The following is a 20,935-nucleotide window of genomic DNA, read 5'->3' as shown; positions in this document are numbered from 1 at the left end:
TTTTAAAAACCTCCATTTTCCTGTTTTTCAAGCATCTGGCGTTCAAGCAATTGCTGTTCCAGTAACCTAAAGAACATTGCTTCGTCATGGGTCGCTAGAGCATAGTCAATCATCCGGTCAAAATTCTCTTTTTCCAGAAACTGAATCGCTTCCTGCGCTTCTTCCCTAGCTTGATCATTCACTCCGTGCAGCCCCGCTCTCTCTTCTTGCAGGATTGCCTGTAAATGTGTATGGATATCCGAAACCAGCAATAGCTGGTATAACGGCAAGCGTATAAATCTATTGCCTTTTTGGAAAACGAACACTTCGGATAGATTTTCCACTTGGAGGGTATTTAAATTGACGATGATTTCTTTTCCTTCTACCGGTATAAAGTGGAACAATTCGTCATCTTTCAAGATTGAAAAGTATTGATAGGCGAACACAAACTTAACCAAATGGCCTTCTTTCTTTGTATAAAAAGGTTTCATCAATTTAACCTGCAGCATGTCACTCCCCCCTTTTGGTTAAAGAGTTTGAAAATTCTTACTACAATTATGATATCATAAATTTCTCATTTTGGATATAAAAAAGCACAAGGATTATCACCTTATGCCAAAGGTTTTTCAACCCTTTTTTTGGATGAAACGATAAAATTCATTTCTCCTGATGCGGTACTGAGAACCATTTTTTCAAGCAGAAATTGCAGGAATTTCGTGAATTCACCGTCGCTTAACTCTCCTTTATGGAGCACAATGCGGCTTGCTGCGAAATCAATTTCCGCTGATTTCCGCGTCCCCTCAGGCGTTTCTTCACTCCTTAAGATCACTTTGCTGCCTGAAGAAACAATGTGCCAGCAAATTTTTTCATAATTGCCCGATCTCGCCGTCCCGTAAACTTGCCACTCCATAATGCTTTCCTGCTTCAATAAATAACCGAGTTCCGGAATCTCCAATATGATTGATTGGACCATGATGTGCCTCCTCAAACGATTTTTTATAGGACTTTTTCTTCTAAATGATTCCAAATCGCTTACAATCCATGAAAATTTTTTATTATTTTTATTGCTTCAGATTCTCTCTCAGCCCTGCGCACGCTGAAAAGCACAGCACATTTCGTATCTTTTCCTAAGCGCCGCTGGGCAATACTTGGTCTTCATCGTTTACGCCGCCATTTTAAAGCCGTATAATAGAAGGAAAGTTTTTATTTTGGAGCGATGCATATGGCTACGGTTCAATCCCTGGCAAAACGATTCGATGATACGATCTACAATTATATGGCTGCTATCGAAAAATCACTCACTCCATCACGGGAAATGGATGAGGAAATGGTTCGAAAAGCAGTCTTTTTAGTGCGCCACGACGGCGTACAGATACTGTCATTCAATGAAGAACGGCTTTTGCTTGAAGCGATTGTCAAGGACGCCCATACCGTCAAGGTCGTCTTGAACTTCGATAAAATGAACGCCGTCTGCGCATGCCCACAGCCCGATATGTGCCGCCACAGGCTTGCGGTGATTTTTTCACTGTACCAGAAAGTCGGCTCATTATCGGAATGGGTTGCCGCTTGGCGGGCACAGCCGAGCAGCCAGCTGAAAATGATGGCGGAAAAACGCTCACCCGAGCAATGGACCCAAATCATCAAAAGCGTTTGGCGCGATCCGATACCTGACTACACAACCCGCAATTACTTTTATTTTGAGCAAATGTTCGAAGGCCGCTTGAAAAATGCCTTGTCGTTTGTGCCTCTTGAACGGGAATGGAAAGTATTTTACCGCACGTATGCCCATTTGATTTCCTTGATGGAAGTTTGGGATACGTTTATCGCGGGCACCGAGGAAGTGCATCATTCGTTTTTCAAAACCTGGTTCGAGGACGAATTGCATGCATTGCGCGATTTGCTTGAACAATTGCGTGTACAGCACCGGACATTTGAAGCGGATGCCTTTTTGGACCACTTAAGAAAGCTGGTCCGTGCATTCATAGAAACAAAAAACGGGTCGTTTTCACAACGTTTCACGGTCTACCGGCTGTTCTGGACGACATTGTTCATTTCGAATAAATTGCGCAGCAGCGAAGCAACTGCTTTGGCGAAGCCGGACCACCGCATCGCCGCATTTTTCGCGATCTTGTCCGGCGATGGCGTGGTTGTCCAAAAAATCGCACCAGGCGAGACTGCAGATTGGGTGCAGCTTGCGATTCAAGCGGAGACTGAGCAGCATCAACAAGCGCTGACCGCTATTTTAATGGCGATCAAACCGCATGTAAAAACCTTTTTGTTCGAAGGACTCTATACCCAGTACCGCCACCAATATGTGCGGATATTAAGCCGCCTGTTTTCGCAGATTGATCTGAGCGAAGCGGATTGGGAAGATCTGTTCAAGCAATTCGGCCATTATGGATTGCCAGCGTATTCGACTTACTTGATTGAAAAACAATTATATAAACAATGGGCAGAGCTTCATCATCTCCATAATTCGCCGCTTTATTTCGTCGAGGAATGCGGCTTGAAAAACGTGCAAGACGCCGCACCTGATTTTGTTCTTCCGCTATACCACCGGTTTGCGATGGACTTTCTGGAAGAGCGCAACCGCCCCGGCTATAAGCAAGCGGTGCGGATTTGGAAAAAGATGAAAGCCGCCTGCAAGAAAAGCGGTCAACTGGAATTCTGGAACGCCTACATGACCGAAGTGCGTACACAGAACAAGCGCCTGCGGGCACTGCAGGAAGAGATCGAGAAAGGACATCTTCTATGAATCAGTTTCAGACAGAAGGAAGCAAAACCTATTATTTAAAGATCAGCCGCGCTGAAGAGTTCCGCATTCAGGCAATCAACGAAGCGGGGAACCGCATTCCTCCTGAAATCTGGAAACCGTATCTCTATTTTTTAGACAAAGCGAGTTTTTACGGATTGGCTTCACGCATCGACGGGCTGGACTTGCTCCTGACCCCAGCAGATTTCGTGCGCTTATTTCAGCAGAAACCTCACCATTACGTAACGTTTCTCGGGCAAAGCCCTGCAGATGATACTTGGCTCAGCCTGGCTTCACGCGTATCCGATTCGCTGAACGATCCTGAATTATGGAATCACGTCGAAGCCGATGGCGATGACATCGTCATCCGAGATTCATACGGCGACGCGGAAATTCAGTCGTTCCTAGCGGATACCATCCGCCATCAGCTGCGCCAAAAAGGCTTGTCGCCGGCCCAACTGCCGTTCATCAGCCATTTCGTGCAGCAAGTCGGCTGGGATGGATTGCCGGCTGCCGACGATTATGTGCTGGCTGCTCAATTGAGCGAACCTGACGAAGACGCATTCTGGTCCTTTAAAGTCGTATTGCGGACGAAACGCGGATCCGTTTATTGGTCCCCTTCGAAGCGCCGCATGAACGAACCGTTCGAAAAAGTGCTGCCTGAAAAATGGCGCGCCCATGCCAGCGAAATCCAGGAAAGGCAGTCGCTGCTCCTAAGCCTCTGCCCCGCCGTTGAATCCTTTGAAAGCGACCGGTTTTACCAGGCCGACTGGACGGATGCGCAAGTGCTCGACTTTTTGCGCAACGATGCAGAGATTCTGCAATCGTTCGGCATCGAAGTTTCGATCCCGTCATGGCTGAAAGCAGTCCAGGAATCCAAAGTGCGCGTCAAAGCAAATGTCCATTCGCCGATCAAGAAAGCATCGGTTGTCGGGCTCGACCAGATCATCCGTTTTGACTGGCAGTTTTCATTGAATGGCCATGAGCTCAGCATGCAGGACTTTAACCAGCTCGTCTCCGAGAACAAGGAGTTCATCCGCATCGGGAACGAATGGGTGCGCGTCGACTCCGCCTTGCTCATGCAGCTCCGCAAAATGATCGAAGAAGCGGAAGACGCGGATTGGACCATCAAAGACATGCTGTTCCAGAACGTCCCTGAAATCATGTTGGAAGAAAACATCGAAGAAGACGATCCGCTTGTCGAATATCACTTGAACAAGTCGCTTCGAACATTGCTTGATAAACTGCTGGATAAGCGCGACTTGCCGCCGACTCCGGTACCGGCCAATCTCCATACTACGCTCCGCCCTTATCAGAAGACCGGTTTCGATTATTTGGTTTTCATGCGCGAAGAAGGCTTCGGCCTGTGCTTGGCTGACGATATGGGCCTTGGCAAAACGGTTCAGCTGATTGCGTATTTGCTGCATGTCCACAGCAAGAACCCTGGACAGCCGTCGCTGATCATCTGCCCGACTTCGGTACTCGGCAACTGGCAGAAAGAGCTTGAACGTTTTGCACCTGACTTGAAAGTGGGTATGCATTACGGCAGTTCGCGCCCGAAAGGCGATCAATTCACGAATTATCTGGCAAGCGAGCGCCCTGATGTCTTGTTATCGACTTACGGCATCGCTTCGTCCGACGCAGAAGAAATCCAAGCCATCAATTGGACGAGCATCACGCTTGATGAAGCGCAGAACATCAAGAATATGTACACGAAACAATCGCGCACAATCCGTAAATTCAAAGGCGGCCACCACATCGCTTTGACTGGGACGCCGATTGAAAACCGCTTGTCTGAGCTATGGTCGATTTTTGACTTTATCAATAAAGGCTACCTTTACCGGATCAAGCAATTCCAGGAAAACTTCATGATTCCGATTGAACGGGATGATTCCGAAGAGCATAAAGAAAAATTGCGCCAGCGGATTCAGCCGTTCCTGCTGCGCCGCACCAAAAAAGATCCGGATCTGCAGTTGAACCTCCCAGAAAAATTGGAGCAATTGGAATATTGTCCGCTTACGCCTGAGCAAGCCGCGCTTTATGAAGGGCTTGTACAGGATACGGTGCAGAAAATGGAGACGCTCACAGGCTTCGAGAAAAAAGGGCTTGTGCTGAAAATGCTTAGCAAATTGAAGCAATTATGTAATCATCCGTCTTTATACTTGAAAGAGCCGTATACTACCGCGGATGAAATTCTGCCTCGTTCACAGAAGCTGGAGCGCATAGTGACTCTCGCCGGGGAAATTGCGGAACGCGGGGAACAATGTTTGATCTTCACTCAATATATCGGCATGGGACACCTTTTGCAGCAGGCCATCAATGAGCTTTATGGCCATGAAGTGCCGTTCTTGACTGGCAGCATGCCAAAAAATCAGCGCGATTCGCTGGTGGCTGCTTTCCAAGCAGGCAAATTCCCGATCTTCATCTTGTCATTGAAAGCGGGTGGTACAGGCCTTAACTTGACCGCCGCCACGCATGTTCTCCACGCGGATAGATGGTGGAATCCAGCTGTTGAAAATCAGGCAACTGACCGGGCATATCGCATCGGGCAAACGCAATTCGTGCACGTCCATAAATTTGTGACGATCGGGACCATCGAGGAAAAAATCGATTCACTTCTGACACAAAAACAATCGATGTCGGAACAGTTTATCCAGTCCAGCCAATGGATGACTGAGCTGTCTGACAACGAACTGAAGGAATTGTTCACTTATAATCTTTAAAATGATTCGGCCAGGCCCCCACCTGGCCGAATTTCCTTTTAGACGGAAAAACCTTCACCCTTTTTCAGCGGAACGGAAGATCGCTTTCATTTCACTTAGTTCCCGTTCCGCCTCGCTCAATCGCTGATGAAGCAAGGCAGTCAGCCTGATCAATTGCTCCATATGCACTTCCAGTTGCAATTGCACGTCTTTCTGCATCGCTAAGTGCCTCCCTTTTCATGTTATACGGTCACTTTATCCGTCGCTGGCGGCGGAAAGTCAAAATCTGCAGCAGATTCAGGCTCCCCTTGGACGGCTTCCGCTTTCTCCTTCTTTTTGTCGAGGAACCGGATCTGGTCTCCCAGTATTTCTGTGACGTAGACGCGTGTACCGTCTTCTTTGTCGTAAAAGCGGGATTGCAGCCTGCCGCTCACCGCAACGAGCGCACCTTTATGGCAGTATTTGTGGATATTGAGCGCTGGCCGCCCCCATGAGGAACACAGCACAAAATCCGTTTCCACTTCTCCTTTCTGATTTTTGTAATTCCGGGAAACCGCCACGACGAATGACGTATGTACGCGCCCTTCAGGCAATTCACGCATCACCGGATCTTTTGTTAAACGCCCTACAATACCGACTTGGTTCATGTATTCACCTCCTTTGGATTACCCAAATCATAGATCGAACAGCGAATATTGCGCAAAAGGGCAAAAATGGAATTTGGGGGTTATCAGGGCTCAATATTTTATTTTTGGCTGCCCACAAAAAAATTCGTTGTTTATTTTCGCTAGAATTAACGGGAAAAACCCTAATTTGTCCCTTTATTAAAATGTCGGATTTTGCATATTGGCCATGAAATTTCTGGTGTTTGCACTGAAAAATAATGGCTGTGATATACTGGAAAAAAGTGATGTTTGGAGTGAGATTCGTGAAAACATTTAAAATGCTATCGCTCGGAGTAGTCGAAAATGATGTAGTGACAGATTATCCACTGGAAGATGGGATCATCATCAATCAGGAAAATAGCCACCGTTCGTGGGTGTTGGAAATGCTGATGGACATCCGCTATTTGGAGACATTCAAAAGAATGATGGAAACCGGCCATATCTACGATGTCAAAGTGGTCATATCCTACCCGGAAAATGAACCGGCCACATTCGAAGTTGCCATCTATGGCGTGAAAGTCATCGGAGATCAAATTTCCGTGCTGTTGAAAGGCACCCTGAAACGTGCGCGCCGCAAGTACGCTGAAACGCTTCTATCAGAGTTGCTCGAAGACGGTCTTGAAGGCGAAGAATTGCTCGAGCGTTTCGAACACGATATGCGCAAACGGCCAGGTTTGAGAAAAGATGAAGCTAAACAATAAAAAAGCTGGAATCCGGGGACATTCCCGGATTCCAGCTTTTTTTCTTTTTCATTTTGCTTCTGCAACCGGCCCTAGTGCGAATAGGATATCGCATTCGCAGACAAGTTCGCCGTCAACGGTGGCAATGGCATGACCTTTGCCCATTGAACCGCGCAATTTCGTCAATTCCACTTCAAGCTTCAATTGATCGCCAGGTACAACTTGGCGCTTGAACCGGCAATTGTCGATGCCCGTGAAGAACGCCAGCCGCCCTTTGTTTGCATCAAGCTGAAGAACTGCTGTTGCGCCGACCTGTGCTAATGCTTCAACGATCAATACGCCTGGCATAACCGGATAACCCGGGAAATGGCCGTTAAAAAACTCTTCGTTTGCCGTTACATTTTTAAGTCCGACCGCTCTTTTTCCCGCTTCGATTTCCAAAATGCGATCCACCATCAAAAATGGATAGCGGTGCGGCAAGATTGCCTGAATCTGTTCTACTGTCAACATGGTTCCAACCCCTTTGAATTCTTTTGCAGTTGAAATCGGCTTGAGCATAAGTTCATCGCCCGCAGCTTTCAACTTATCCTTGCGGCTAAAAAACAAGAGCGGAAATTATTTCTTCCCGCTCATGATATCGATAATATGCTGCCACGTTTCCCATTTCAGTGCATCTTTCGCGTTGCCGTCTCCGATAACGCCATAACCGATCATTGATCCCAGCGCAGCGGCAATAACGATTAGCACCAATACGATAATGATGCGGAGCCAAATTGGAAACATGCGAATTTGCACCCACCGAGTCTTTTTCGCTTCCTTTTTGGCCACAGCTGCATCTCGTTCCGGAGCTTTTCTAGTTTCTTTATGAAGAGGAATTTTCTTATTTGTTTCAGCCATTCATTCAGTCAACCTTTCCATTGATGCATACGCCCGTTAAGCTTGGGCTGTTTGTCGCCGAAATTCTACTGTTATGTATATTTTCCACGCGCATCTGCATTAGTTGTCATTATACTAAAAATATGTGGATTTGCCATATGCCATTCGTCATAAACCCTGCATACAGCCTAGCTTCCAGCAATCCACTTAACGGCGTTTCGACAACCGGCCCATATTGTCCAGCATAATGCCGGTACCTAATGCCACGCAATCCATTGGGGTTTCCGATACAGTTACAGGCACTTTCAACTCTTCAGCCAATAATTTCTCCATGCCATGCAGCATCGCACCGCCGCCTGTCAAAATAATGCCGCGGTCAATGATGTCTGCAGACAGTTCCGGCGGTGTTTTCTCCAGCACATTTCTTGCTGCTGCAACAATCATGGCAATCGAATCTTTTAGCGCCCCTTCTATTTCAGAAGAATGGATTGTAATGACGCGCGGCAACCCTGTTACCATATCGCGCCCGCGCACTTCCATTTCCTCTTTGCGGTTGCCTGCTAGAACCGAACCAATCTGAAGCTTTATATTTTCCGAAGTGCGTTCACCAATCAATAATTTGTATTCGCGTTTAATGTATTGAAGAATATCGTTATCGAATACATCTCCCGCAACTTTGATCGATTCGCTCGTGACGATGTCGCCCATCGAGAGCACGGCTACATCTGTTGTGCCGCCGCCGATATCGATGACCATATTGCCGCTTGGCTGGTAAATGTTCATGCCCGCGCCAATCGCCGCGACTTTCGGTTCTTCTTCCAGATAGACTTTTTTGCCGCCTGATTTTTCGGCAGCTTCCCGGATCGCTTTTTGCTCGACACTTGTTACGTTAGTCGGACAGCAGATCAAGATTCTCGGCTTCGTCATAAAGCCTTTTACCTTCAAGCGGTTAAGAAAATATTTCAGCATGATTTCTGTGACATCGAAGTCCGCAATAACGCCATCTTTCAATGGACGTACAGCGACGATGTGTTCAGGTGTGCGGCCGATCATTTTGCGTGCCGCTTCCCCTACTGCAATCACTTGATTTGTTTTGCGGTCCAGAGCTACAACTGATGGCTCATTTAAGACGATGCCTTTGCCTTTCACATGGATCAGGACGTTAGCCGTCCCAAGGTCTATTCCTATATCTTTTGAAAACATTTAAACCGTTTCCCCTTCCAAATCTAGCACAGCAATTATTGAGCCTGAAAAAGACTCTCCTAACTGAACATTTTATCATAGGTAAGAGATAAAAGAAAAAGAATTTCCAAGGAATATAGTCCTCTTTTGAGAGGAGTTGTTCTCATTTCTCAATTCATCTGCTGATGCTTTTAGTTTATTGGCATAATATTTTGCGTCAGTTGAAAAAAGCTTTATGGCATATAAAAAGCCTGCCGGCAAATAACCGGCAGACTTGAAATATAAATGATATTAGGCCATTTGCTCTTCTTTTACTTCTGTTTCCACAGTCGTAACTCGTTCGATGTCAGCACCTAAAGCAGCTAATTTTTTATGGAAATTCACGTAGCCGCGATCCAAATGATACAATTCGTTAACGCGAGTGATGCCCTCAGCAGCCAATCCTGCCAATATAAGCGCTGCTGCTGCTCTTAAGTCAGTTGCAGACACTTCTGCTCCTTGAAGCTTAGAAGGCCCTTCCATGATCACTGAACGCCCTTCAATTTTAACAGACGCGTTCATGCGGCGGAATTCTTCAACGTGCATAAAGCGGTTTTCGAAAACGGTCTCTGTCAAGATGCCGCTGCCCTGAGCAGTCAACATCAATGACATCATCTGAGACTGCATGTCTGTCGGGAATCCCGGGTGAGGCATTGTCTTAATATCGATTGAACGAAGCGGACGATTTGAGCGGATGCGCAAACCTTCTTCTTCTTCTATTACATCAACGCCCATTTCCTCCAATTTGGAGATTAAGGCCGCCATGTGTTCAGGAACTGCATTTTCAATAATGACGTCGCCTTCTGTGATAGCGGCAGCCACCATGAACGTGCCAGCTTCTACACGGTCAGGAATAATGTAATGCTCAGTGCCGTTCAATACTTCCACGCCTTCGATGCGCAATGTATCTGTACCAGCACCCACGACTTTTCCGCCCATTTCGTTGATGTAATTTGCCAAATCAACGATTTCTGGTTCTTTAGCCGCGTTTTCGATAATTGTGATGCCGTCAGCCAATGCTGCTGCGGTCATGATGTTTTCAGTTGCACCGACGCTTGGGAAATCCAGATAGATTTTAGCGCCGCGCAGACGGCCGTTAACAGTCGCTTCCACGAAGCCATTGCCGAAAGTGATTTGTGCGCCCATCGCTTCAAAGCCTTTTAAATGCAATTCAATCGGACGTGATCCGATTGCACAGCCGCCTGGAAGAGCAACTCGAGCGAATCCATTACGTGCAAGCAACGGTCCCATAACCAAAATTGAAGCGCGCATTTTACGAACGTATTCGAATTGCGCTTCGCTTGATAAGGTGTTTGATGCATCAATCACCATTTCATTTTTTTCCGGGAAGTATTCAACAGCCGCGTTTAAACTTTTCAAAACTTCTTGAATCGTGTAGACATCCGCCAAGTTTGGAACTTCTTTAATAACGCTTTTGCCATTTGAAGCTAGCAAAGATCCTGCCAATACTGGCAAAACTGCATTCTTCGCCCCTTCGACACGTACTTTCCCTTTAAGTTGTTGGCCGCCTTTTACAATAATCTGATCCACTGATATGCCCTCCATCTATAATGTGATTTATCTATATGTACAATCTGTACGTTAAAGTCCTATGTCATAATTTAGAAACAAAACCTTTTTCATAATACCTGTATTTTACTAAAATAACAAGTATCTATGGAAAGTTTTTAATAACAATTATGTTTTATGGCTATAATTTTCGCAGGACTGACAAATTTTCTGTCCGTCTCTATAAAATTCTTTACGCTTTCATGACAATGGTATTTTTCCCTTATAATTCTAAACTAAACCTAAATCCCTATTTTATTTCCCGGGAAATAAAAAAAGCGCTTCACTGCCATGAGAACATATGTCCATGTGCAGCAAAGCAAACTTAGAAAAGATAGGGCAATTGCCTTGACCATACTGAGATATTCAAAAAGAAAGTTGAGACGGCTAACCCGATTGAGATACTTAAAAAGATATACAGAATTTGCGCTTGCAGTACGTGTTCCTTGCGAATCCATTTTTCAAACATCACTGCCCGCATAGCGAAAAATGCTACGCCTGTAAAAAAGATATGGCTGAATATAGAAATCAACGCCTGTTGGCCAATCATGGTCTCCATTATATTCTCCCCCTTTGCACGAATATAAGTTGCTAATAAAAAAAGCGGACAAAAGTCAAAAACCCTTTTGTCCACTCATTCTTATCGTCCAGTTTCAGCGGCCAACTCCTCGGTCTTAAGCTGCCCTTCCTGTGCGGCTGAAAACATGCCGCTTCGCCAGTGCGTCTTATGCCCGTCGAATCTATACGGTCGCTTACGCTTTTCTTTTTGTCCAGCTTCAGCGACCAGATTCTAGGGTCATAAGCCACTCTGGCTGTGCGGCTGAAAACATGCCGCTTCGCCAGTGCGTCTTATGCCCGTCGAATCTATACGGTCGCTTACGCTTTTCTTTAGATATTACCCTCATAAACGTTGATACGATTCATCGCACGTTTTAACGCTAATTCTGCTCGTTTAAAGTCGACTTCATCTTTATGCGCCTGAAGCATCGCTTCTGCACGTCTTGCAGATTCTTGTGCACGCGCCAGATCGATGTCTGTCGCAAGTTCTGCGGATTGTGCAAGAATTGTTACTTTGTCAGGGCGAACTTCTAAGAATCCGCCGCTCACAGCTGCCAATTCAGTCGAGTTGTCTTTCTTCAATCGGACTGCGCCGATTCCAAGAGGAGCAACTGTCGGAATGTGGCCAGGCAAGATACCCATCTCGCCTGTCGCTGTAACTGCTATTACCATAGAAACTTCTGAATCGTATACTGGGCCGTCGGGAGTGACAATATTGACTTTAATGGTCTGCATTTTTTTCCCTCCTGGTCCCTGGTTTTAGACTTGTACGCCCATGCCTTTGGCTTTTTCGATTACTTCTTCAATACGCCCTACCAAACGGAATGCGTCTTCAGGCAAGTGATCGTATTTGCCGTCAAGAATTTCTCTGAATCCTTTGATCGTTTCCTGTACTGGAACGTACGAACCTTTTTGGCCCGTAAACTGCTCAGCAACGTGGAAGTTCTGAGATAGGAAGTTTTGAACGCGGCGCGCACGGTTAACCGTTAGCTTATCTTCGTCGCTCAACTCATCCATACCTAGGATTGCAATGATATCTTGAAGTTCACGGTAACGCTGAAGCGTTTCTTGAACTTCACGGGAAACTCCGTAATGCTCTTCACCAACGATTTCAGGCGACAATGCGCGAGAAGTCGAAGCCAAAGGATCCACGGCAGGGTAGATACCCATTTCAGAAAGTTTACGCTCAAGGTTTGTAGTTGCATCCAAGTGAGCGAAAGTTGTTGCAGGAGCTGGATCCGTATAGTCATCGGCTGGTACATAGATCGCTTGGATCGATGTTACTGAACCTGTGCTAGTTGTTGTGATACGCTCTTGCAATTGACCCATTTCTGTAGCAAGTGTCGGCTGGTAACCAACCGCTGATGGCATACGGCCTAGAAGGGCTGAAACCTCAGAACCTGCTTGTGTGAAACGGAAAATGTTATCGATGAAGAGAAGAACGTCAGCGCCCTGCTCGTCACGGAAATATTCTGCCATAGTCAAACCACTTAAAGCTACACGCATACGTGCGCCAGGCGGCTCGTTCATCTGGCCGAAGACCATTGCTGTTTTCTTGATAACGCCGGATTCGCTCATCTCGTGGAATAAGTCATTTCCTTCGCGCGTACGCTCACCAACACCAGCGAATACTGAAAGTCCGCCGTGCTCTTGAGCGATGTTGTTGATCAATTCCTGGATTAGAACTGTTTTACCTACACCAGCACCACCGAAGAGACCGATTTTACCGCCTTTGATGTAAGGGGCAAGCAAGTCAACTACTTTGATACCAGTTTCAAGGATTTCGATTTCAGTGGAAAGATGTTCGAAAGTCGGCGCTGAACGGTGAATCGGGTTACGCATTTCTGTAGCCGGAATTTCTTCGCCTAAATCGATAACTTCGCCAAGTACGTTGAATACACGGCCTAATGTTACATCTCCGACTGGAACAGTGATAGCGCTGCCCAAATCAGTTACTACTGAACCGCGTTGCAATCCATCAGTAGACTCCATTGCAATAGTACGTACAGTGTCGTCACCAAGGTGAAGAGCTACTTCCAACGTCAATTTTACTTGAGGTTGGTTTGGACGATTAATTAATACTGTTAGGGCGTTGTAGATCGCTGGAAGATGGCCATCGGCAAACTTAATGTCTACAACCGGTCCCATAACTTGAAGAACGTGTCCTGTGTTCATGCTGTTCCCTCCTGTCTTACTTTTTTTCATAATATCGCACTTGAGCTTTTCCTCACGGTTCGGCCCAAGCGCTCTAAAAGTTGCTTTTTTAATTTCTATTCTAAAGCCGCTGCTCCGCCGACGATTTCAGTGATTTCCTGAGTGATCGCAGCTTGTCGCGCACGGTTGTATGAAAGTGTCAATCCATTGATCAAGTCAGTCGCGTTATCGGTTGCGCTCTTCATTGCGGTCATGGACGCAGCGTGTTCACTTGCCTTGCCGTCAAGGACAGCACCAAAAATCAAGCTTTCTGCGTATTGCGGAAGAAGCACTTCTAAGATGGCTTCAGCTGATGGATCGAACTCGTAAGAAGCAGTTGCTCCAGTCGCTTGGATATCCGTAAGAGGCAGAACTTTCTTTTCAGTAACGTCTTGCTGAATTGCAGAGGCGAAGTGATTGTAGTACATATAAACTTCGTCATACGTACCGTCTGAGAACATACCAACAGCTTTGCGCGTGATTTCTTTGATGTCTGCAAAAGTCGGATGATCCGGAAGTGCGATTGCACTTTCCAAAATCGTCATTCCCTGCTTAGCGAAGAAATCCCGACCTTTACGGCCAACGCTTAGGATAACGAACTCATCATTGGATGTATGGCGTTCATTGATTCTTGCCATCACAGTCCGAAGGATGTTGCTGTTATATCCGCCGACTAAGCCGCGATCCGATGTGATCACAAGGTAAGCCGTTTTCTGCACAGGGCGTGTCATCATCATTGCATGCGTCTCGTTTGAGCCAGCTGCGATTGATGCGACAACGTCCTGAATTTTCTCCATGTAAGGAACGAACGCTTTTGCGTTCATTTCCGCACGGTTCAATTTCGAAGCAGAAACCATCTGCATAGCGCGGGTGATCTGGCTCGTTTTCTTGGTTGACGTAATTCGGTTCTTTATATCGCGTAAAGATGCCACTGGTATTTCACCACCTTATTATTTTTTGTTCGTATCCGTACTCGTCGAAATTACTCTGATTTTGCGAATGTGCGTTTGAAATCGTTGATCGCTGCGCCAAATGCGTCGTCAGAAGGCAATCCTTGAGTCGTGCGAATCGTATCCAAAACTTCAGTGTGGTTCGAATCCAACCAGCTTGTCAATTCCGCTTCGAAACGAGTGATATCTTGAACTGGAATATCGTCAAGGAATCCGCGTGTCAATGCATAGAAAATAACAACTTGTTTTTCAACTTTGATCGGGTTGTTCAAATCTTGCTTCAAGACTTCAACTGTGCGTTTACCGCGCTCAAGTTTTGCTGCAGTAGCTGCATCAAGGTCTGAACCGAACTGGGAGAATGACTCCAATTCACGGTATGCTGCCAAGTCAAGACGCAAAGTACCAGCAACTTTTTTCATCGCTTTGATCTGAGCTGAACCACCAACACGTGATACAGAAAGACCGGCGTTGATCGCTGGGCGAACACCAGAGAAGAATAGATCTGACTGAAGGAAAATTTGTCCGTCAGTGATCGAAATTACGTTTGTCGGGATATAAGCGGAAATATCGCCAGCTTGTGTTTCAACGAATGGAAGGGCAGTGATTGATCCTGAACCCAATGTTTCGTTCAGTTTCGCAGCACGCTCCAACAACCGTGAGTGCAAGTAGAAGACATCCCCTGGATAAGCTTCCCGGCCTGGTGGACGGCGTAGCAATAGTGAAAGTTCGCGGTAAGCAGATGCTTGTTTCGTCAAATCATCATAAACGATCAAAACGTGTTTGCCATCGAACATGAATTCTTCAGCCATCGTAATACCTGCGTAAGGAGCAAGGTACAATAATGGAGCTGGCTGTGAAGCCGAAGCCGTTACTACGATTGTGTAATCCAACGCGCCGTTTTTGCGGAACGTTTCAACTACGTTACGTACTGTAGATTCTTTTTGTCCGATTGCAACATAGATGCAGATCATGTCTTGGTCAGCTTGGTTCAAGATCGTATCGATCGCTACAGACGTTTTACCTGTCTGGCGGTCACCGATGATCAATTCGCGCTGTCCACGGCCGATCGGCACTAATGCGTCAATCGCTTTGATGCCTGTTTGAAGCGGTTCATGAACCGATTTACGGGCCATAACGCCTTGTGCAGGGCTTTCGATTGGACGTGATTTTGTTGTGTTGATCGGTCCTAGACCATCAACAGGCATACCTAATGGATTTACTACGCGTCCGATAAGTTCTGATCCTACCGGTACTTCCATAATGCGGCCAGTACGACGTACTTCATCGCCTTCTTTAATGTCTGCGAATGGGCCAAGGATAATGATACCAACATTGTTGGCTTCCAAGTTTTGCGCCATACCAAGGACACCGGTTGAGAACTCTACAAGTTCTCCAGCCATGACGTTGTCGAGGCCATGAACACGAGCGATACCGTCACCGACTGTGATTACTGTACCAATATCGTCAACTTGCATTTCAGATTGATAATTTTCAATCTGCTGTTTAATCAGGACACTGATTTCTTCAGCTTTGATGCTCATGTATGTCACCCTCTCTTAATTTCTTAGATTAACCGATCAATTGACGCTGCAGGCGCTCTAGTTTCGCGCTGACTGAGCTGTCGAAAATGCGGTTTCCGATTTGAAGACGCAGCCCGCCGATTAGGGACGGGTCAATGATGTTTTCAATTCGCAATGCTTCTTTGCCGATTTTTTTCGCAAATACAGAAGAGATGGATGCGCGCTGCTCGTCAGTCAATGGGCTGACCGAGTAGACTTTCGCGTCTTCAATTCCGTTGTCTGCGTTATCCAGACGGATATATTCGTCGACGATTGGAGAAATTTCATTTAAGCGTTTACGGTCAGAAAGCAATTGCAATGTGTTTAGAACATATACATTCGCCTGTCCGAAAAGATTTGAAATAACGTTTTTCTTTTCAGTTGCTTCCAGTTTCGGAGAACTCAATAGTTCCAATAGTTCTGGATTTGCCACGAAAGCTTTTTGCACTTCGCGAAGATCCAGTTCCACTTCCACTGAAGCGCCGTGTTTTTTAGCGATTTCGAACAATGCTAGTGCGTAGCGTTCTGAAGCTTGGCTCATTGCACTTCGCCTGCCTTCGCAATCGTTTCGTTAATCAATTGGCGGTTGTCTTCTTCAGAAATTTCTTTGTTGAGAACTTTAGATGCTGCAAGCAATGACAATGCCACAACTTCTTCACGTACTGCTGCCATCGCTTTATCTTTTTCGTTTGCAATTTCTTGAACTGCAGACTCTTTCATGCGGACAGATTCAGCACGCGCAGTCGTGATAATATCCTGACGCGAAACTTCGCCTTGCTTTTTAGCATTTTCTACGATCTCTTGCGCTTGAACACGCGCTTCTTTTAATAAGCTGCGTTGTTCTTCAAGCAATTTAGCGGATTCTTGGCGGCTGTTTTCAGCCGTTTCGATTTCGCTGGCGATCAAATCTTCCCGCTGCTGCATGATGCCCATCAAAGGACCCCAAGCGAATTTTTTCAGCAAGAACAGCAATACTAGAAAGACGACAAGTGTTGCGATGATGTCTCCACCATTCAAAAATTCTGCATGTCCATCAGTTGCACCAAGTACAAGGTGATCAAAAAACACGATTGTTTCACTCCCTTCAAGAGCCTAAAATCCGGATTCTTCTATTTAGTAAGATCTATTGATTTCAAAGATGTTGTTTCAAGATCAAATGGTGTCATACAAACATAAATGGCGAAAAACATGCCGAAGCATTCCCGCCATTCTGCTTGATATTGACTAGAGCACAAACGCCATAAATGGCGTTTCCGCTTTTCGTTGTCCAGCTGCAGCGGCCAACTCCTCGGTCTTAAGCTGCCCTTCCTGTGCGGCAAAAAACGCCGCTTCGGAAGTTCATCTTAAGTCTGCCGGAGCTGAACGGCCGATTCCGCTTTTCAATGTCCAGCTGCAGCGCCCAGATTCTAGGGTCATAAGCCGACCGAATCTACACGGGCGCTTCCGCTTTTCGTTAATACTATTGGTTCATTACGATGAACGCGATTACTACAGCGATGATCGGCAATGCCTCAACCAAAGCTACCCCGATGAACATAGTTGTTTGAAGAACGCCGCGTGCTTCTGGCTGGCGAGCGATACCTTCTACTGTTTTTGAAACGATCATTCCGTTACCGATACCTGCACCTAGTGCTGCTAAACCTACTGCGATTGCTGCTGCTAATAAACCTAATGAACCTGTCATTGTGATGTGTCCTCCTCAGGATAGTTGTTTTTTTGTTTGCTCTGTTAGGAGCGTTTTATACTCAATGGTCTTCGCTGACTTTATGCGATAAATAAACCATCGTTAACATAACGAAAATGAATGCTTGGATTGCCCCGATAAAGATCGAGAATCCTTGCCATACCATCATCGGAAGGAATGCAGCGGCAAAACCGAATACACTTGCTCCGCCGAGTCCGGCCAATAGTGCAAGAAGAATTTCTCCTGCGTAAATGTTTCCGTAAAGACGCAGACCGAGTGTCAGCGTATTTGCGAATTCCTCAATGATCTTAAGCGGGAAAAGGAATGACATCGGTTTGAAGTAATCCGCACCGTACCCTTTCAGCCCTTTCAGCTTGATGCCATAATAATGGCTCAAGATGATAACCATTGCTGCCAGCGTCATTGTTACAATCGGATCAGCTGTTGGTGATTTCCACCAAAGATCGCCGTTGACAATGATTGAGAAAGGGAGACCTAACATATTCGAAACGAAGATGAACATGATTAGCGTTATTCCCAGCACATGGAACCTGCCGCCAGTTTTCCAGTCCATATTGCTTTTAATGATGCCCTTGACGAAATCCATGATCCATTCCATGAAGTTCTGCATGCCCGTAGGCTTCAGTTTCAAATTCCGTGTAGCAATAAAAGCAATGAGGAAAACGATAACAGCGGCAACAATAAGCATCAAAACATTCGACAAGTTGAACCATAAGCCGAATATCTCACGAGTTGGAGCGCCGTGATCCACGATAGTTTCACCTCTCTTTCACTTTTCTTAATGGTGTTTCACGTGATAGATGATCCGTTCTGCCAATAACAGAACATACGGGACCATCAATCCAATTACTGTACTGACCAAATGTATATGCTCTGCGAAAAGAATAGCTATCGCAACAGCGGCAACACCTGATGCAAACCGTAATGCCGTTCCAAGCGAACGAACCTTCGAGCCTTCTGCCACCGCCCGGTCGAATTTTTCCATCCGGCGAACCAAAATCCACATATTATAAATGCCGAACAGGGATCCTATGATGAGGCCTGCAAAAATCGCCTGGTATGGGGTCAATCCCCAGCCTAAAACGAAAGCTGCCAGAATGAAATACATCATCTTTTTTAGCCGTTCATAAATTTCCCTAAGTCCATCCATTTTCTACTGGTCTCCTGATTCGAATTTTCGGACGGTCTGAAGCATTGCCCATACTCCGAGAGCTAATCCCGCAAGCAGGAAAATGATCAGAAATAGCGGGGCGGTTCCGAATTGTTCATCGAGCCACATACCTGTGAACAGACCGATGAGCACGGACCCGACAAGTTGTGAGAGGATGGCGCTGTAAAGTGCCATCGCTTGTAAGGGACTTTTTGTTGGGCGCATGATAAACCCCTCGAGTTTCGTTTTGATTTGACATAAAACCCTTAAAAAAGAGCAGTCGCATCAGGCTTCCAGAACAACATCTTTATGTATGAAAACCTTCTCATGCATACCCTTTGTAAGCATACATTAGGGGTAAATTCATGTCAATTGGATGAAGTGAAAAACATCACAAGCGATTTAGAGCCGACATATTGTTGACAAATTTAAAAACAAATGTCCAAAACCTTTTTTAGATATTACTTGTTTTCGAAATATGCATGCAGAGCTTCGACGATCCGCATCGATGCTTTTCCGTCTCCGTATGGATTGGATGCGTGCGACATGCGTTCATAAGCTGCCTTGTCTGTCAGCAATTCTTTCGCAAGGCGATAGATATCTTCTTCATTTGTTCCAGCGAGCTTAAGCGTTCCTGCATCGATGCCTTCCGGACGTTCCGTTGTATCGCGCAGCACCAAAACCGGCTTGCCGAGTGATGGTGCTTCTTCCTGGACGCCGCCCGAATCGGTCAAAATAAAGAACGAGCGCGCTGCAAAGTTATGGAAGTCCAGCACTTCAAGCGGTTCAATCAAGTGAACCTGCTTGTTGTCTCCAAGAATTTCGTTTGCCACTTCACGCACTGCCGGATTCAAATGAACCGGGTAGACGACTTGGATATCGTCGTGTTCTTCTGTCAGGCGTTTGATGGCCCGGAACATATTGCGCATCGGTTCGCCCAGGTTTTCACGCCGATGGGCTGTCAGAAGAATCATCCGGTCACTACCGATTTTCTCCAGCATCGGATGGCTATAGTCATCGCGCACAGTCGTTTTCAATGCATCGATGGCTGTATTGCCGGTGATGTATATGGTTTCTTCTTTCTTGTTTTCAGAACGCAGATTCTCGGCAGACTTTTCAGTCGGCGCGAAATGGATATCCGCTAGGACACCTGTCAACTGGCGGTTCATCTCTTCCGGGTACGGCGAGTATTTATTGAACGTGCGCAGCCCTGCCTCGACGTGGCCGACAGCAATCTGGTTATAGAATGCCGCAAGCCCGGCGACAAAAGTCGTTGTGGTATCGCCATGGACAAGCACGATATCCGGCTTGGCCTCTTTCATGATGCCATCCAACCCTTCAAGGGCACGGGTTGTCACGCCGCTCAGCGTCTGGCGGTCTTTCATGATGTTCAAATCGAAGTCCGGCGTAATTTTGAACGTTTCCAGGACTTGGTCAAGCATTTCGCGGTGCTGCGCAGTGACAGCCACTAGCGGCTCGATTGTTTCAGGATGCTTCTGAAGTTCCAACACAAGCGGAGCCATTTTGATGGCTTCCGGCCGAGTGCCGAATATCGTCATTACTTTCCACTTTTTCGTCAAGCTTATCCCGCCTTTTCACTTCATTGTCCAGAATCCGGCGGCCAGACCCTCGAGGTCGCTTCGGTTTTGCCGATAATGGTAAAATCGCCATTGCCAGCAAACCCTCCAGCGCATGTCGGGGCTAAAACGGCCACCTGTGCTTTTCGTGCTTACTTAGTTCCGAATAAACGGTCTCCGGCATCTCCTAGACCCGGAACGATATAGCCATGGTCATTCAACTTTTCATCAAGCGCCGCAATGTAGATATCAACATCCGGATGCGCTTTCTGCAATGCTTCCACACCTTCTGGAGCAGCGATGATGCACATGAAACGGATTTTTTTCGCGCCGCGTTTTTTCAATGAATTAACAGCTTCAACCGCTGAACCGCCAGTAGCGAGCATCGGATCGACCACAATGAATTCACGTTCTTGCACGTCGGATGGCAATTTCAAGTAGTATTCAACCGGCTGCAAAGTTTCCGGGTCACGGTACAAGCCGATATGCCCCACTTTTGCTGCTGGAATCAATTTTAAAATTCCATCGACCATGCCGATGCCGGCGCGGAGAATCGGAACCACTCCTAGTTTTTTGCCTGACAATACATTCGACTTGGCGAATTGGACAGGAGTCTCGATTTCAATTTCCTCTAATGGAAGATCGCGCGTGATTTCAAAGGCCATCAACGTAGCGATTTCATCGACAAGCTCTCGGAATTCTTTTGTGCCCGTTGATTTGTCACGGATGTAAGTCAATTTATGCTGGATTAACGGATGATCAAATACATGTACTTTTCCCACTGCAAACAGCTCCTTTT

Annotated in this window: 24 protein-coding genes; 3 read left to right on the top strand and 21 right to left on the bottom strand. The window is 46.3% G+C overall.

All coding sequences use genetic code 11. The features are described from left to right. Positions 1–2 precede the first annotated feature (2 nt). Positions 3–488, bottom strand: a complete 486-nt coding sequence (locus EGV91_RS00470; RefSeq protein ID WP_135500208.1) for a transcriptional regulator — start codon at positions 486–488, stop codon at positions 3–5. Positions 489–589: 101 nt separating this feature from the next. Then, the gene (locus tag EGV91_RS00465; protein WP_135500207.1) at positions 590–952 is read right to left on the bottom strand and encodes a hypothetical protein; all 363 of its coding nucleotides are present in this window, start codon (positions 950–952) and stop codon (positions 590–592) included. A gap of 249 nt (positions 953–1,201) precedes the next feature. Here EGV91_RS00465 and EGV91_RS00460 point away from each other — a divergent pair, with 249 nt between their 5' ends. Then, a complete protein-coding gene (locus EGV91_RS00460) occupies positions 1,202–2,734 on the top strand; it encodes an SWIM zinc finger family protein (RefSeq protein WP_135500206.1) in 1,533 nt (510 codons plus the stop codon). Beyond that, positions 2,731–5,454 carry a DEAD/DEAH box helicase gene (locus EGV91_RS00455; RefSeq protein ID WP_135500205.1) on the top strand — a complete coding sequence of 908 codons (2,724 nt, stop codon included), beginning with the start codon at positions 2,731–2,733 and terminating at the stop codon, positions 5,452–5,454. Before EGV91_RS00460 ends, EGV91_RS00455 begins: the two co-directional genes overlap by 4 nt. Positions 5,455–5,508: 54 nt before the next feature. Here the strand turns inward: EGV91_RS00455 and EGV91_RS17190 are convergent, their stop codons facing one another. Both EGV91_RS17190 and EGV91_RS00450 read right to left on the bottom strand, forming a co-directional pair. Continuing rightward, positions 5,509–5,652, bottom strand: coding sequence for a hypothetical protein (locus tag EGV91_RS17190; RefSeq protein ID WP_175580250.1), 144 nt, complete (start codon positions 5,650–5,652; stop codon positions 5,509–5,511). 23 nt (positions 5,653–5,675) lie between these two features. Further along, positions 5,676–6,080: a single-stranded DNA-binding protein gene (locus EGV91_RS00450; RefSeq protein ID WP_135500204.1), complete on the bottom strand. Its 405-nt coding sequence runs from the start codon at positions 6,078–6,080 to the stop codon at positions 5,676–5,678. 281 nt (positions 6,081–6,361) lie between these two features. Here EGV91_RS00450 and EGV91_RS00445 point away from each other — a divergent pair, with 281 nt between their 5' ends. Then, positions 6,362–6,799: a YwpF family protein gene (locus EGV91_RS00445; protein ID WP_135500203.1), complete on the top strand. Its 438-nt coding sequence runs from the start codon at positions 6,362–6,364 to the stop codon at positions 6,797–6,799. A 48-nt stretch (positions 6,800–6,847) separates the two neighbouring features. Here EGV91_RS00445 and fabZ read toward each other — a convergent pair whose 3' ends face one another. The 17 genes from fabZ to upp all read right to left on the bottom strand — a co-directional run bounded on the left by fabZ (position 6,848) and on the right by upp (position 20,918). Further along, the gene (fabZ, locus tag EGV91_RS00440) at positions 6,848–7,288 is read right to left on the bottom strand and encodes a 3-hydroxyacyl-ACP dehydratase FabZ (RefSeq protein WP_135500202.1); all 441 of its coding nucleotides are present in this window, start codon (positions 7,286–7,288) and stop codon (positions 6,848–6,850) included. 105 nt (positions 7,289–7,393) lie between these two features. After that, a complete protein-coding gene (locus EGV91_RS00435) occupies positions 7,394–7,675 on the bottom strand; it encodes a DNA-directed RNA polymerase subunit beta (RefSeq protein WP_135500201.1) in 282 nt (93 codons plus the stop codon). A 186-nt stretch (positions 7,676–7,861) separates the two neighbouring features. Further along, positions 7,862–8,857: a rod shape-determining protein gene (gene mreB / locus EGV91_RS00430; RefSeq protein ID WP_135500200.1), complete on the bottom strand. Its 996-nt coding sequence runs from the start codon at positions 8,855–8,857 to the stop codon at positions 7,862–7,864. Positions 8,858–9,127: 270 nt separating this feature from the next. Continuing rightward, positions 9,128–10,426: a UDP-N-acetylglucosamine 1-carboxyvinyltransferase gene (gene murA / locus EGV91_RS00425; protein WP_135500199.1), complete on the bottom strand. Its 1,299-nt coding sequence runs from the start codon at positions 10,424–10,426 to the stop codon at positions 9,128–9,130. Positions 10,427–10,769: 343 nt separating this feature from the next. Next, positions 10,770–11,003: a DUF1146 family protein gene (locus EGV91_RS00420; RefSeq protein WP_135500198.1), complete on the bottom strand. Its 234-nt coding sequence runs from the start codon at positions 11,001–11,003 to the stop codon at positions 10,770–10,772. 329 nt (positions 11,004–11,332) lie between these two features. Continuing rightward, positions 11,333–11,737, bottom strand: a complete 405-nt coding sequence (locus EGV91_RS00415; protein WP_135500197.1) for a F0F1 ATP synthase subunit epsilon — start codon at positions 11,735–11,737, stop codon at positions 11,333–11,335. Between the two features lie 24 nt (positions 11,738–11,761). Continuing rightward, the gene (gene atpD / locus EGV91_RS00410; protein WP_135500196.1) at positions 11,762–13,177 is read right to left on the bottom strand and encodes a F0F1 ATP synthase subunit beta; all 1,416 of its coding nucleotides are present in this window, start codon (positions 13,175–13,177) and stop codon (positions 11,762–11,764) included. 95 nt (positions 13,178–13,272) lie between these two features. Further along, positions 13,273–14,127 (bottom strand): ATP synthase F1 subunit gamma, encoded by an 855-nt coding sequence (atpG, locus tag EGV91_RS00405; protein WP_135500195.1) that lies wholly within the window; start codon positions 14,125–14,127, stop codon positions 13,273–13,275. 50 nt (positions 14,128–14,177) lie between these two features. Beyond that, complete coding sequence (gene atpA, locus EGV91_RS00400) at positions 14,178–15,686, bottom strand: F0F1 ATP synthase subunit alpha (protein WP_135500194.1); 1,509 nt, start codon at positions 15,684–15,686, stop codon at positions 14,178–14,180. A 28-nt stretch (positions 15,687–15,714) separates the two neighbouring features. Beyond that, positions 15,715–16,245, bottom strand: a complete 531-nt coding sequence (locus EGV91_RS00395; RefSeq protein WP_135500193.1) for a F0F1 ATP synthase subunit delta — start codon at positions 16,243–16,245, stop codon at positions 15,715–15,717. After that, positions 16,242–16,772 (bottom strand): F0F1 ATP synthase subunit B, encoded by a 531-nt coding sequence (gene atpF / locus EGV91_RS00390; RefSeq protein WP_135500192.1) that lies wholly within the window; start codon positions 16,770–16,772, stop codon positions 16,242–16,244. The genes EGV91_RS00395 and atpF overlap by 4 nt, the downstream gene beginning before the upstream one ends. A 391-nt stretch (positions 16,773–17,163) precedes the next feature. After that, complete coding sequence (gene atpE, locus EGV91_RS00385; RefSeq protein WP_135500191.1) at positions 17,164–17,388, bottom strand: F0F1 ATP synthase subunit C; 225 nt, start codon at positions 17,386–17,388, stop codon at positions 17,164–17,166. A gap of 61 nt (positions 17,389–17,449) precedes the next feature. Further along, entirely contained in the window at positions 17,450–18,160 is a 711-nt protein-coding gene (gene atpB / locus EGV91_RS00380) for a F0F1 ATP synthase subunit A (RefSeq protein WP_135500190.1), read from the bottom strand. Between the two features lie 27 nt (positions 18,161–18,187). Further along, on the bottom strand, positions 18,188–18,559 hold the full coding sequence (locus EGV91_RS00375) for an ATP synthase subunit I (protein WP_135500189.1): 372 nt from the start codon (positions 18,557–18,559) through the stop codon (positions 18,188–18,190). Between the two features lie 3 nt (positions 18,560–18,562). Next, complete coding sequence (locus EGV91_RS00370) at positions 18,563–18,784, bottom strand: AtpZ/AtpI family protein (protein ID WP_135500188.1); 222 nt, start codon at positions 18,782–18,784, stop codon at positions 18,563–18,565. 236 nt (positions 18,785–19,020) lie between these two features. Continuing rightward, positions 19,021–20,139, bottom strand: coding sequence for a non-hydrolyzing UDP-N-acetylglucosamine 2-epimerase (gene wecB / locus EGV91_RS00365; RefSeq protein ID WP_135500187.1), 1,119 nt, complete (start codon positions 20,137–20,139; stop codon positions 19,021–19,023). 149 nt (positions 20,140–20,288) lie between these two features. Next, on the bottom strand, positions 20,289–20,918 hold the full coding sequence (upp, locus tag EGV91_RS00360) for a uracil phosphoribosyltransferase (protein WP_135500186.1): 630 nt from the start codon (positions 20,916–20,918) through the stop codon (positions 20,289–20,291). Positions 20,919–20,935 lie beyond the last annotated feature (17 nt).

The sequence above is a fragment of the Planococcus koreensis genome, from assembly GCF_004761975.1.
Lineage (GTDB): Bacteria > Bacillota > Bacilli > Bacillales_A > Planococcaceae > Planococcus > Planococcus koreensis.
The sequence above is the reverse complement of the archived record's forward strand: the minus strand, read 5'-3'. Positions and strand labels throughout refer to the sequence as shown.

Excerpts from the sequence above, each read along its gene's own strand:
- EGV91_RS00455 (WP_135500205.1), top strand. The coding sequence starts at position 2,731 with ATGAATCAGTTTCAGACAGAAGGAAGCAAAACCTATTATTTAAAGATC.
- atpA (WP_135500194.1), bottom strand. The coding sequence starts at position 15,686 with ATGAGCATCAAAGCTGAAGAAATCAGTGTCCTGATTAAACAGCAGATT.
- EGV91_RS00450 (WP_135500204.1), bottom strand. The coding sequence starts at position 6,080 with ATGAACCAAGTCGGTATTGTAGGGCGTTTAACAAAAGATCCGGTGATG.
- EGV91_RS00370 (WP_135500188.1), bottom strand. The coding sequence starts at position 18,784 with ATGCGCCCAACAAAAAGTCCCTTACAAGCGATGGCACTTTACAGCGCC.
- EGV91_RS00375 (WP_135500189.1), bottom strand. The coding sequence starts at position 18,559 with ATGGATGGACTTAGGGAAATTTATGAACGGCTAAAAAAGATGATGTAT.
- EGV91_RS17190 (WP_175580250.1), bottom strand. The coding sequence starts at position 5,652 with ATGCAGAAAGACGTGCAATTGCAACTGGAAGTGCATATGGAGCAATTG.
- EGV91_RS00415 (WP_135500197.1), bottom strand. The coding sequence starts at position 11,737 with ATGCAGACCATTAAAGTCAATATTGTCACTCCCGACGGCCCAGTATAC.
- mreB (WP_135500200.1), bottom strand. The coding sequence starts at position 8,857 with ATGTTTTCAAAAGATATAGGAATAGACCTTGGGACGGCTAACGTCCTG.
- EGV91_RS00395 (WP_135500193.1), bottom strand. The coding sequence starts at position 16,245 with ATGAGCCAAGCTTCAGAACGCTACGCACTAGCATTGTTCGAAATCGCT.
- EGV91_RS00470 (WP_135500208.1), bottom strand. The coding sequence starts at position 488 with ATGCTGCAGGTTAAATTGATGAAACCTTTTTATACAAAGAAAGAAGGC.
- EGV91_RS00460 (WP_135500206.1), top strand. The coding sequence starts at position 1,202 with ATGGCTACGGTTCAATCCCTGGCAAAACGATTCGATGATACGATCTAC.
- atpD (WP_135500196.1), bottom strand. The coding sequence starts at position 13,177 with ATGAACACAGGACACGTTCTTCAAGTTATGGGACCGGTTGTAGACATT.
- fabZ (WP_135500202.1), bottom strand. The coding sequence starts at position 7,288 with ATGTTGACAGTAGAACAGATTCAGGCAATCTTGCCGCACCGCTATCCA.
- EGV91_RS00465 (WP_135500207.1), bottom strand. The coding sequence starts at position 952 with ATGGTCCAATCAATCATATTGGAGATTCCGGAACTCGGTTATTTATTG.
- atpE (WP_135500191.1), bottom strand. The coding sequence starts at position 17,388 with ATGACAGGTTCATTAGGTTTATTAGCAGCAGCAATCGCAGTAGGTTTA.
- EGV91_RS00435 (WP_135500201.1), bottom strand. The coding sequence starts at position 7,675 with ATGGCTGAAACAAATAAGAAAATTCCTCTTCATAAAGAAACTAGAAAA.
- EGV91_RS00420 (WP_135500198.1), bottom strand. The coding sequence starts at position 11,003 with ATGGAGACCATGATTGGCCAACAGGCGTTGATTTCTATATTCAGCCAT.